At 40.3% G+C, this 14,280-nt stretch carries 3 protein-coding genes (1 of these 3 running past the window's edge); all 3 read left to right on the top strand.

The features are described 5' to 3' along the window. Positions 1-38 precede the first annotated feature (38 nt). Positions 39-1,217, top strand: coding sequence for a hydroxymethylglutaryl-CoA lyase-like TIM-barrel protein (locus ACE1CI_RS31630; protein ID WP_413262067.1), 1,179 nt, complete (start codon positions 39-41; stop codon positions 1,215-1,217). A gap of 101 nt (positions 1,218-1,318) precedes the next feature. Further along, complete coding sequence (locus ACE1CI_RS31625) at positions 1,319-3,454, top strand: ATP-binding cassette domain-containing protein (RefSeq protein WP_496615964.1); 2,136 nt, start codon at positions 1,319-1,321, stop codon at positions 3,452-3,454. A gap of 496 nt (positions 3,455-3,950) precedes the next feature. Then, positions 3,951-14,280: the 5' portion of an SDR family NAD(P)-dependent oxidoreductase gene (locus ACE1CI_RS31620; protein ID WP_496615963.1), read on the top strand. 3,257 nt of this gene lie beyond the right edge of the window; 10,330 of the gene's 13,587 nt are visible here — the first part of the coding sequence; the start codon lies at positions 3,951-3,953; the stop codon falls past the right edge of the window.

Raw genomic sequence — 14,280 nt, 5'->3', positions numbered from 1 at the left:
AATTACGAACCCCATTAATTAGTTAACTCAGAGGTATCATGGAAACTGTTTCGCTCAAAATTTATGATGAAACCCTGCGAGATGGAGAACAACAAGCTGGAATTTTCTTACCTTACCCAACCAAACATAAACTTGCCCATCTGATTCGTCAAACAGGAGTTCATGGACTAGCCATTATGCCTGCTGTTTGTCAACAAGAAGAAGAGTTAGTTAAATCATTAGTCATAGATGGATGGTCCGATCTGATAACTGCTTCTACAATGATGGGAAAGGAGTATATTGATAAAGCCAAAAACTACGGTGTTAAACGGATTATTTTGTTTCTTGGTCTGTCTGACCGACTGTTGTTTTTGCGAGACCCCGAAGTTCGCCTCATGAGCGAATTTAAAGGCAAAACCATTGATGATAATATCCCAGCAAAAATAATCAATAAAATTCGCCAAAATGCAATTGATTTAGTTGTGGAAAATTTGCACTATGCTTCCAGAATTGCTGGACTCAGAGTAGACTTTGCTGTTGAGGATGCTTCTAGAGCCGATTTTGACTATTTAGTGCAATGTATTCGCTCTTTTAGTCCTTATATTGAAAACTGGTTGCTTTGTGATACAGTTGGTATTCTGAACCCAGAAAAAAGCTATATCTGGATTAACGACCTCCTCCAATCTGCTCCCGGCGTTGCATTGGGGGTACATTATCACAATGATATGGGTATGGCTTTGGAAAATACTCTCCAATCTCTCATGGCTGGCGCAACTTTAGTGTCAGGGACATTTTGCGGCTTAGGAGAGCGAGCGGGAAATGTTGCCTTGGAGCAGGTGTTAAATGGATTGCGAATCCGCTTCGGTATGGAAGTTGAGGGGATTAACTATGATGCTATTGTCGCTGTGACTGATTATATTGAAAAATTGGGGGTTCGTCCTGCTCCTCCTTATTCTCAGAGTACTCAACGCCATGAATCAGGTATTCATGTTAATTCTTTATTTTCCGATCCTAAGAGTTATGCGGTATTCCCGTATAATACGATCGAAGTTGTCTTTGGCAAATGGAGTGGAGTTAGTAATTTCCAATATCTATTTGAAAAGCAACTACAAAATCCCCAACCCAGAGAGAAATACGAAAAAATGCGCTCAACGATCAAATCTCTTGCTATTGAACAAGAACGCTATTTTACAGCCTGTGAAGTGCTAGAGCTATGGAAAAATGGTATTTTTGAGTAATCTATTCTCAGGAAGAGGAAGGGAGAATTTTTAATTCAAACTTCCGCATTCCCAACTCCTATTTCAGCATTCCCAACTCCTATTTCAGCATTCGATAAGATATGCAATCTACAATCTCTATTGATAAAAACTCAACGAATAATTCTGCTCCCAGTTCTAAACAATTTTGGGAGAATATCAGAGCGATCGCAGCACCTTACTGGTATCCAACACAGCCAGGAGGAAGAGCATTTTCCGACGTAATGCGTTCCTGGGCAATGCTGATTCTCCTAATATTATTAATCGCCATGCTCGTGGGTACAAATGCTTTAAATTCCTTCGTTTATCGCTATTTAGTAGATGTCATTATTAAAGATAAAGATGTTAACAAATTTGTTGATTCTTTATGGCTTTACGTTGCTGTTCTAGTCGGTACAACTTTATTAGTAGGATTTTCTAAGTTTGTTAGAAAACAAATCGCTCTTGATTGGTATCAATGGTTAAATAATCATATTTTAGAAAAATATTTGAGCAACCGTGCTTATTATAAAATCAACTTTAAATCCGATATTGATAACCCAGATCAAAGGATATCTCAAGAACTCTCACCTCTGACAAAGAATGCTCTCAGCTTTTCGGCTGTTTTCCTAGAAAAAGTGCTGGAAATGTCCGTTTTTTTAGTAATTCTTTGGTCGCTTTCCCGATGGGTGGCAGTTATAGTGGTTATTTATACTGTAATAGGCAATTTAATTGCTCTTTACTTGACTCAAGAATTGAATAAGATTAATAAAGACCAAATTGGATTTGAAGCAGACTATACTTACAGCCTAACTCATATTCGTAATCATGCAGAGTCAATAGCTTTTTTTCAGGGAGAAGACAAAGAATTAAATATAGTAATGCGAAGATTTAAGAATATTCTTCAAACTACTCAACGCAAAATTGATTGGGAGAGAAATCAGGATTTGTTCAACAGAGGATATCAAGCAGTTCTCCAAATCTTTCCCCTGATCATATTCGGGTCATTATACCTAAAAGGTGACATTGATTTTGGCGAAATTAGTCAGGCTAGTATAGCTTGCGGTTCTTTTTCAAGTGCTATGGCAGAATTAATTGCCGAATTTGGTACTTCAGGAAGACTTACCAGTTATATCGATCGTTTATCTGAGTTTTCGGGTGCGTTGGAATCTGTGATTAAACAGCCTGAGAATGTCAGTACTATTAAAACTATCGAAGATAACCGTTTGGTTTTTGAAAATGTCACCTTAGAAACACCTGACTACGAAGAGGTGATCGTGGAAAAGCTATCCCTCTCGGTGCAACCAGGAGAAGGTTTATTAATTGTTGGGCCTAGTGGACGAGGGAAAAGTTCTCTGTTGCGTGCGATCGCAGGTCTGTGGAATGCTGGAAGCGGTCGTTTAGTCCGACCTCCTCTAGAAGATATGTTATTTTTACCGCAACGTCCTTATATTATTTTGGGCACTTTGCGCGAACAGTTACTTTATCCTCACACTACTCGTGAAATGAGCGATCGAGAACTCGAAGCAGTTTTACAAGAAGTTAATTTGCAAAATTTACTGCCACGAATCGAAGGTTTTGATAAAGAAGTTCCTTGGGAAAATATCTTATCTTTGGGCGAACAACAACGCCTTGCTTTTGCACGATTGGTAGTGAGTCGTCCCCGTTTCACCATATTAGATGAAGCCACTAGTGCTTTAGATTTGAAAAATGAAGGACATTTATATCAACAATTACAAGAAACTAAGACAACTTTTATTAGTGTAGGACATCGAGAAAGCCTGTTTAGTTATCATCAATGGGTATTGGAGTTAACAGACAATTCTAAATGGCGACTCGTCTCCGTGTCCGATTATCAGCGGCAAAAAGCGATCGACATTCTTCCAGAAGAAACCCCTCCAAACACAATCGATAATCCTCCAGCAATTCCTGACCAAAACATCATAGAAATCTCAGTCATTAGCCCAGAAAATCCTCCTGAGACTCCTTCTCAAGATGTAGAAATCTCCGCAGATCTTAGCCCAGAAAATCCTTCTGAGACTCCTCCTCAAGATATAGAAATTTCCGCAGAAACCGGAGCAACCGTCGGGTTGTCTCATAAGGAAATGCAGCAGTTAACAGATTATCAAATCACTAGCATCAGAAGTATGGCAAGTCAAGGTAAAACTGTGACAACTAAAGAAGGCGTGGTCTACTACTACAACAAAGATCCCAAAGTGTTGAAATGGGTGAGAATCTAGAACTCAGCACAAATCTTTATTCTTAAATATGATACAAATCACCTGTCTTCAAAGCATCTAGTCAAAAAAAATATGTACTAGGAATAGGCTGCGCGATCAAAATGCAGCTTAAAAAAACATACAATTAAATTTTGTCTAATTTGTCGGCAAAATTTAAGATTTTTTTAATCAAATAATCCCTTTATACAACATAGAATTTAATTCTTCTACCTAGCGACAGAAATGCAACTTCAGAAACTATAATATTAAATATTGTCTACAAGTTAGAGAATATTTAATATTTTTTATCAAAAGTTATGATAAATTAAAATCAACGGAATTTTTCTAAAGTGTATTGACTAATCCACTAAAGAGATCGACAATTTAATTTAGACAAGCATTTTGCACGAAAGAATATCAATTGGCCCAAATTATAGTTAAGATAGGGGACAGAAATTAGTGCATTTTTCGCTTACTTCTTAAACTTCTGGGAAAACTAAGGAAAAGAGAGAAGCTCATGCAGTTAGATAATAATAAGTATTCGGCTAGTACAAATCAAAGAAAAATGAATCATCAGGAAATAGCCTTAGCTATTCAAGCAAGTGAGATGGTAGAGGATTGTATAGTACTAGAGTGGCAGACAGAAAAAAGCCCACAAGAGTTAGTCGCTTACGTAGTTCCAACAGGTTTATTTACATCTGAATTACTATTAACTCACCTAAAAACAATCCTACCAAAGGAAGAGATACCAAAAGCGATCGTCCCCATCTCATCCATACCATTAACCCCATCAGGACAGATAGATCGAAACATACTGAATCAGCTAGAAATAACAGACAATGAATTAGAAGAAAGATGGAGAGAAAAAATCCAGACCATACCAGAAGTTGAGCAAGTAGCAGTAGTAAGACAAGCCCAAATCAAACCCCAAGAAACACTGCAACTATCAGACATACTTCCTACCTGGAAAAGTGTTACAACTCAAGAAACCCCAACCCGAATTGACCAGACAACTAAATCTAGCAGCAGCCAACCATCAATCAGTCATGGAGGAGAACTCAAGCGAGAAAAAAACGCCCCCACAATACTATCACAAGCTCTAGAAAAAACCGCCGCTCAATGGCCCGAAAAACAACTAATTTATATTAATGTCGATGGTTCAGAGACAATTCAAACATATAAAGAATTATTATTAGATGCTAAAAAAATCTTAGCAGGATTAAGAAAATTAGGAGTTAAACCACAAGATAAAATAATATTTCAAATAGATGGAAGTCAAGACTTTATTCCCGCCTTTTGGGGCTGTATATTAGGGGGATTTATTCCGGTACCGATTTCTATAGCCCCCACCTACGAACAAGTGAACAACGCCGTCAGTAAATTACACAATGGGTGGCAAATGTTACAGCACCCCCTAATTCTGACCAGTACCAAATTAGCTCCCAGTATTCAAGGATTGCCAAAATTATTAAATGATTTCAACTTTTCCATTGAGACCATAGATAATTTACGCCAGAACGAACCAGATAATCAAATTCATCAAAGTCAGCCAGAAGACTTAGCACTGCTATTACTAACATCAGGTAGCACAGGCACTCCAAAAGCAGTCATGCTAAATCATCGCAATCTGTTAAGCATGACTGGTGGCACAGCCCAAAACAACCTTGTGAGTCAAGATATCTTCTTTAACTGGATGCCACTAGAGCACGTGGGTGCAATAGTGCTTCTGGGACTGATGGCAGTTGATATTGGTTGTCAGCAAATCCATGTATCCACACAATATATTCTGCAAAATCCCCTGCGATGGTTGGAGTTGATTCAACGCCATAAAGCCTCGATTTCCTGGTCTCCAAACTTTGCTTTTTCCCTGATTAATGAGCGAGCAAGTGAGATTAACCAACGGTCTTATGATTTATCTTCTTTGAGATTTTTAGTAAATGGTGGTGAGCAAATAGTCCCCAAAGCAGCACGCAACTTTCTCAAACTGCTCCAGCCTCATGGTCTGCCAGCTAATGTTATTCGTCCAGCTTTTGGGATGTCAGAAACTAGCTCAGTAATCACATGGTCTGATAGTTTTTCCTTAGAAAATTCATCAGATGAAATGTCATTTGTAGAACTAGGGCAACCAATTCCGGGAGCCTCAATCAGGATTGTTGATGAGAATAATCAAATAGTTGGCGAAGGAGTAATTGGGAAATTTCAAGTCAAAGGACCTTCAGTAACTTCAGGGTACTATCAAAATCCGCAACGAAATCAAGAAGCATTTACCTCAGACGGATGGTTTAATACTGGAGATCTCGGCTATATAAAATCAGGAAGAATTATTTTAACAGGCAGAGATAAAGACGACATTATTATTAATGGGATTAACTATTATAGCCATGAAATTGAATCGGTGGTTGAAGAAGTCAAAGGTGTAGAAGTTTCCTATACAGCCGCTTGTGCCGTGCGAATTTCTGGGAATAATGCCGATCAATTAGCCATCTTTTTTAATTCTCAAGTCTCTGACCAAACCAAACTAAAAGACAGAATAAAGAAGATTCGGGGTGCAGTAGTCAAAAAGGTGGGAGTAAATCCAAATTATATTATTCCGGTTAGCAAAGAAGCAATTCCCAAAACAGATATAGGCAAGATTCAGCGATCGCAATTAGCCAAACGCTTTGCCGCAGGTGAATTTGATAGTATAATTCAACAACTAGGAATTAACTTAGAAAATCCTAACCTACTACCAAATTGGTTTTATCGCCGGACTTGGCGACCGAAACAACCAACAAACCTCATACCCGCAATCAAACCAGGCAACATTCTCATCTTTTTAGATGACTTGGGATTAGGAGAATGTTTGGCTAGAAAATTAGAAAAACTAGGTCATGCAATTGTAGGAATAGAAGCCGGAATAGACTGGAAAAAAATCGATTCTAACCAATATAGAATCGACCCAAACAATCCCGAACACTATCAGAAATTACTATCTGAATTAACTGCCCAAAACAGGGAAATCAATCAGATTTTCCATCTCTGGACTTATGACAATTGTCCAGAAGAAATTACCAGCTTAGAATCATTAGAACAAGCTCAAACTTCCGGGGTTTACAGTCTACTTCACTTGATAAAAGCCTTAGCTAAAACCCAAAAAAATCACCAAAATATTCAGTTATTAGTAGCTTCGAGTCATAGTCAATTCATCTCACCGGATGACCAAATTGCCTATCAAAAAACGCCTGTAATTGGCTTAATCAAAGCAATTGAACCAGAAATTCCCAATTTAAGGACTCGCCAGATTGATTTAACAATAGATGAACCGATTGTTAACGCCGATCGCCTGCTCCAAGAAATCCAGGTATTATCCAAAGAAACGGAGGTAGCATATCGCCAAGGAAAAAGATGGGTTCCCCGCTTAGAAACAGTGGAATTCTCGAAAGAAAATCACCAAGAAATTACCTTTAAACCAGGAGGAATGTATTTAATTAGCGGCGGTTTAGGTGGCGTGGGAGGAGAAATTGCGTCTAATTTACTCAAAACTTATAAAGCCAAGCTTTTATTAATTGGTAGAACCCCTATTACAGAGGCAACATCACCAAAAATTGCCGCCTATCAAGAACTAACGCAACTGGGAGGAGAAATCAGTTATGAAGCAGTTGATGTCTGTGACTTACCTCGGTTGCAACAAATAATTCAAGAAGCCAAAAGTCGCTGGAATTGTCAACTAGATGGTATATTGCATTTAGCCGGGAGTTACCAAGAGCGATCGCTGCTCGAAGAAAGCCCCCAAACTTGGTCAACAGCCTTAAAAGCCAAAGTTAGCGGAACTTGGGTACTTTCACAACTAATTAAAGACAACCCGGAAGCAATATTCATCAACTTCGCTTCTGTAATTAGCTTCTTAGGCGGTGCAACGGTAGGCGCGTATGTGGCAGCTAATCAATTTAGTGAGAGTTTTACACATTATCAGCGAACTAAATTAGGAGTAAAAAGCTATTGTTTTAGTTGGAGTCTTTGGGACGGCATTGGGATTAGCCAAGACTATCAACGAGGAAAGTTAGCGCAAACTAAAGGCTACTGCGCCATAAGTGTACAACAAGCATGGTACTCCTTGCTTATTGGTTTACGCCATAATCAGGCCCTTATGTTAATCGGATTAGATGGGAGTAACCGACATATTCGTAAATATGTAGAATCCACTTATTCATTAGAGAAACTAACAGGCTATTTTACGGCAAAAAGCAACATTTCCCTAGAGATTACCTCTGATTGGGTAATCAACGATCGCTTGGGTACACCTACAACTTGTAGCTTGGTACAATTACCGCAAATGCCGTTAACTAAAACTGGCATAATTGACCGAGAAAGACTGAGCAAAGGCGATTTAAATCAACAGACAAACCAAGCTGCACTACCCGTAACCGAAATTGAAACTCAAATCGCCAAAATTTGGCAAGAAGTCTTAAACTTACCAGAAATCAGCATTCATGACAACTTCTTTGAGCTAGGCGGATACTCAATACTTTTGGTGCAAATTCAAAGTAAGTTACAGGAATTATTCCCGATTCCACTGTCGATAGTGGATCTGTTTAACTACCCCACTATCAGCACTTTAGCCAAATACTGTAGAGACGTTATATATAACGTCTCTACATCAAATCAACAAACCGAATCACCGTCGGTAAAACAAGGTCAAAAACGTGCTCAATTTCGCAATTCTCGCCACAGTGTTGGTAATTCAGATATTGCCGTAATTGGAATGTCCTGTCGTTTTCCCGGTGCTAACAATATTGATGAATTTTGGCAAAATTTAGTCAATGGCGTAGAATCGATTTCCTTTTTCAGCGATGAAGAAGTGATTGCTGCTGGGATAGATCCAAAAGTAGTGAAAAACCCCAACTACGTCAAAGCCAAACCAATATTATCAGACATAGAAACCTTTGATGCTGACTTCTTTGGCTATAGTAGCAGAGAAGCCGAATTGATGGACCCGCAACAACGTCTGTTATTAGAATGTGCCTGGGAAAGTTTAGAAGATGCGGGGTATAATCCTTTTAAATATGATGGCGCGATCGGCATTTATGCAGGTGCCCTCATGAACACCTACTTACTAAATAATATTTATCCCAACCGCCACAATCTCGATATTAATGATAACTTGCAAGTCACCACAGTAGACTCAATGGGCGGTTTGCAAATGATGGTTGGCAATGATAAAGATTATCTCACCACCAGAATTTCTTACAAACTCAACCTCACAGGCCCCAGTGTCAATGTGCAAACCGCCTGCTCAACATCTTTAGTAACGGTACATCTGGCTTGCGCCAGCTTGCTGAGTGGCGAAAGTGACATGGCTTTAGCAGGTGGAGTGTCAGTTGATGTACCACAAAAAGTTGGTCATTTGTATCAAGAGGGAATGATAGTTACACCAGACGGGCATTGTCGGGCGTTTGATGCCCGTGCTCAGGGGACTATCTTTGGTAGTGGTGCGGGAATGGTGCTCTTGAAACGTTTGGATGATGCTCTTTTGGATGGCGATCGCATCTATGCAGTTATCAAAGGTTCCGCTATTAATAACGATGGGGCATCAAAAGTTGGCTACATGGTTCCCAATAGCGATGGGCAAACATCTGTGGTGACACAAGCAATTTCACTGGCCCAAATTGACCCCGAAACTATAGGATATATTGAAGCACACGGAACCGGAACCCCACTGGGAGATCCCATTGAAATTACAGGATTAACTCAAGCATTTCGCGCCAGCACCCAAGCAAAAAACTTTTGTGGTATAGGTTCAGTTAAAACCAACATCGGTCATTTGAAAAACGCCGCTGGCATCGCCGGATTTATCAAAACCGTTCTCTCACTCTACTATAAACAAATTCCTCCTAGCCTCAACTTTGAACAACCAAATCCGCAATTAGATTTACCCAACACACCTTTTTACGTCAACACTACTTTAAAAGATTGGCAAACTTCAGATCATCCGCGACGTGCAGGGGTAAACTCTTTAGGAATCGGGGGAACAAATGCTCACGTAATTTTAGAAGAAGCACCCGTAGAGGAGCAGGGGAGCAGGGGAGCAGGGGAGCATCCTTATCACTTACTTAGCCTCTCAGCAAAGAATGAACAAGCATTAACCGAATTACAACAGCGTTATCGAGAATATCTAATATCAAATCCTGAAGTATCTTTAGCCAATATTTGCTACACAGCGAATACAGGCAGGGAACATTTTAGTCGTCGTCTAGCGTTGGTAGCTGAAACTAAAGAACAATTAATTGAACAACTAACTGATGTAAAAAGTTTAAATGAGTCCCAGAAAAAACCATCGAAAATAGCATTTTTATTCACCGGACAAGGCTCACAATACATCAACATGGGTCGTCAACTTTACGACACCCAACCACTATTCCGCCAAACCTTAGAACAATGCAATGAAATTCTGCTGACCTATCTAGAAAAGTCATTGTTAGACATAATTTATGCGCCGGAAAATGAGGCAGAAACGTTAAATCAAACCTGCTATACTCAACCTGCATTATTTGCGATCGAATACGCCCTATATCAACTATGGAAATCATGGGGTATCGTACCAAATATAGTCATGGGACACAGCGTAGGTGAATATGTAGCAGCTTGTGTAGCCGGAGTATTTAGCTTAGAAGAAGCATTAAAACTGATTGCCCATCGCGGAAAATTAATGCAACAATTGCCCTCTGGTGGTGAGATGGTTTCCGTAATGGCAACGGTCGAAAAAGTTAAATCAATCATCGCAGATTATAGTAATACAGTAGCCATTGCTGCCATCAACAGCCCACAAAGCATCGTCATTTCAGGAAACAGCAAAGACATCAAAGCTATTGTCGAAGCACTGACAAAAGAAGGAATTAAAACCAAACAACTACAAGTATCTCACGCCTTTCACTCCCCATTAATGAAACCAATGTTGGCAGAATTTGAGCTTCTTGCCAACAGCATCACCTACAATCAACCCCTGATTCCGATAATTTCCAATGTCACCGGAAACCTAGCAGAAGAAAACATCGCCACAGCACAATATTGGGTAAATCATATTATTCAACCAGTGCAGTTTGCCAAGAGTATCGCCACATTACAGGAATTGGAATATGAAATATTTGTCGAAATCGGACCCAAACCAATATTATTAGGAATGGGGCGGGAATGTTTGCCAGAAAACACAGGTTTATGGTTGGCTTCAGTGCGATCGCAAACTCCCGAATGGCAACAGCTACTCACCAGTTTAGCCTCATTATATGAAGCAGGAATCACAATAGATTGGGCAGGATTTCACCGAGACTACCCTGGAAAGAAAGTTACTTTACCCAACTATCCCTTCCAAAGAGAACGTTATTGGATTGAAAGTACAGTAATTCCCTATGAAGCATCTGAATTTGTATCGTCAGAAAATCAAGAATGGTGCTACGAATTAGAATGGCAACAGCAAGAAAGAAGAGAAGAACTCGCACCCAAAGAAAGCCAAACTTCCCCGGAAACATGGCTAATATTTGCCGATAAACAAGGGATTAGTCAGGAATTAAGTAACTTATGGAATTCCCCAAGAAAAACTTGTATTTTAGTTTTTCCGGGAACAGAATATCAACAAATATCAGCACAAGAATTCACCATCAACCCAAGTAATTCCCAAGACTTCGATCGACTACTACAGGAAAACCAAATACCCATCAAAGGAATAGTTTATTTATGGAGTTTAAATGCAGTTGAAGCCAAAGACCTAACTGAAGGAGAGTTAGAAATAGCTTCACAAATTGGATGCCAAGGAGTCTTATCCCTAATTCAATCAATAGCTAAACAAGGTTATTCGCAACCGCCTTCTTTATGGCTAGTAACCAAAGGAGCGCAACCAGTAAATGTAGAAACTCAACTAACTGGAGTCGCCCAATCAACCTTATGGGGATTAGGAAGAGTAATTAACAATGAGCATCCAGAACTTAATTGTAGACTAGTAGATTTAGACCCAGAAGAACATCATAATGTAGAAAACATCTCCAGAGAAATTGGTTTCTTTGAGCCAACAAGTAGTGAAAATCAGATAGCTTTTCGCAATGGAAAACGGTATGTAAACCGAATCATAAAACAGCAGAAAATTGGCAAACAATCTCTAAGTCTCAAAGCCGATGGCACATACCTGATCGCAGGAGGAATGGGAGGAATTGGGTTATTAGTCGCACAATGGCTGGTAGAGCAGGGAGCAAAACACTTAGTCTTAGTAGGTCGTAGCCGTCCTAACGAAACAACTTCTTCAACCATCAACCGACTCGAAGAGATGGGAACTCAGGTGGTAACGATCGCAGCTGATATATCAGTAGAAGCGGATGTTGCCTCTTTAGTGAATCAAATTAACACTACCATGCCACCGCTCAAAGGTATTATTCATGCGGCTGGTGTGGTAGACGATCGACTGCTATTAGAACACCAATGGGAACTATTTGCTAAAGTATTTGCACCCAAGGTCAGCGGCGCTTGGAATTTGCATCGCTTCACCCAAGACTTAGATTTGGACTTCTTTGTATTGTTTTCTTCGGTTGCAACCATACTTGGTTATGCGGGTACAGCAAATTATGCAGCGGCTAATGCCTTTCTCGATACTCTGGCTCATTATCGCAGGTCATTAAATTTACCAGGATTAAGCATTAACTGGGGCCCTTGGTCACAAGTAGGGATGGTAGCACAATTGAATAGTCGAGAAGTAGAGCGAATGCAAACAATGGGTATTAATGCGATCGCTCCCAAACAAGCATTAACAACACTCCAACAATTATTAAACCAATCTTCTGCTCAAGTGACAGTCTTAGCTATGGATTGGTCAAAATATATTAGCCGCTCAACTAATGTATCGCCATTTTTCGCTAATTTTATAGATAATTATGCGAAAAATGTGCCACAATCTGAGTTTATTGCTCAATTAGAAGCAACTAATGTTGGTCAGCGCTACCAATTAGTAATCGATCGCGTAACCGAGCAAGTAAGTCAAGTATTGGGTCGAAAACTATCAACACCAGAACTCGAACAAGGATTTTTTGACTTAGGGATGGATTCATTGACGGCTGTAGAATTACGCAACCGTCTGCAAAAGTCCTTTGCTTGCTCTTTACCCGCTACCTTGAGCTTTGATTATCCCAATGTCAAAGTGTTGGCTGATTATATCGCCAAAGATGTCCTTTCCATTGAAACCGCCCTTGATGAAGGGTGTAGGGGGTTGGGTGTAGGGTATAGGGAAGAGTCTTCTACCCAACACCCAACACCCCACACCCTAACCCCTTCTTCAGGGTTTAATGTGATAGAAAAGAGCCAAAAAGAACCGCTGGCTATTGTCGGTATGGCTTGCCGATTTCCGGGAGGTGCTAACTCTCCAGAAGCTTTCTGGGAACTATTATGCAATGGCGTAGATGCTATTAGCGAAGTTCCTCCAAATCGCTGGGATATCAACGCTTTCTATGACCCAGATCCAGATGCTCCGGGAAAAATGTACGCTCGCTATGGCGGGTTTGTCAATCAAATAGAAGAATTTGACGCTCAGTTTTTTGGCATTTCACCCAGAGAAGCTCTCTCGCTCGATCCGCAACAACGTCTACTATTAGAAGTAAGTTGGGAGGCTCTGGAAAATGCTGCGATCGAACCCAAGACCCTAGTTGGTAGTCAAACTGGTGTGTTCGTTGGTATGACTACTAATGATTATTTACAACGGTTGTTTAACAGAAGAATAACCCAGATAGATGCTTACGAAGGTACAGGTAATATTCATTGTGTCGCCGCTGGGCGGTTGTCTTATATTCTCGGTTTAACCGGGCCTAGCATGGCAGTGGACACAGCTTGTTCTTCTTCGTTGGTTACAGTTCATTTAGCGATCGCCAGTCTACGCAACCATGAATGTAATCTAGCTCTAGTTGGCGGAGTTAACCTGCTACTTGCACCAGAATTTAGCATTAACTTATCAAAAGCCCGAATGCTTGCACCTGATGGTCATTGCAAAGCTTTTGATGCCTCCGCTGATGGCTATGTCCGTGCTGAGGGGTGTGGGATGATTGTAATCAAGCGACTATCAGATGCGATTAAAGACAAAGACCGGATTTTGGCTACCATTCGAGGTAGTGCGGTTAACCAAGATGGTCGCAGCAGTGGTCTGACTGTTCCTAATGGGCCATCACAACAAAAGGTAATTCGTCAAGCTTTGGAAAATAGCGGCGTAGAACCGCATCAAATCAGCTATATTGAGGCTCATGGTACGGGTACTTCTTTGGGAGATCCTATAGAAGTGGGATCGTTGGCTCAGGTATTTGGTAATTATCGTTCTAAAGACCAACCCTTAACTATTGCTTCGGTGAAGACTAATATTGGACACTTAGAATCGGCTGCGGGAATAGCTGGGTTGATGAAGGTGGTGTTGCAGTTGCAGCATGAAGAAATCGCGCCACATTTGCACTTTCAAAAACCCAATCCGCATATTGACTGGGAAAATTTGCCCGTGATGGTGCCTCAAAATAAAATGTCTTGGGCTACTACAGAAAATTCCCGATTAGCAGGAGTTAGTTCTTTTGGTATTAGCGGTACTAATGCTCATATAGTGTTGGAGTCAGCCCCAAAACTTGAACCTCTCACCCCATCAGTTGAACCTCCTTTACATCTGTTTACCCTATCGGCAAAGACAGCATCAGCTTTAGAGGAGTTAGTTTCTCGCTATCAAAATTACATTCAAACTAACTCAGATTTGCTACTAGCAGATATTTGCTACACTGCCAACACAGGTAGGGAACATTTTCCATATCGTCTAGCTTTAGTGCTTCAATCCAAAGAACAGTTAATCGAGCAATTAAGAGATTTAA

The sequence above is a fragment of the Floridaenema flaviceps BLCC-F50 genome, from assembly GCF_041929275.2.
In the GTDB taxonomy this organism is placed as follows: Bacteria; Cyanobacteriota; Cyanobacteriia; order Cyanobacteriales; family Aerosakkonemataceae; genus Floridanema; species Floridanema flaviceps.
This window is presented reverse-complemented; position numbering and strand designations above follow the sequence as displayed.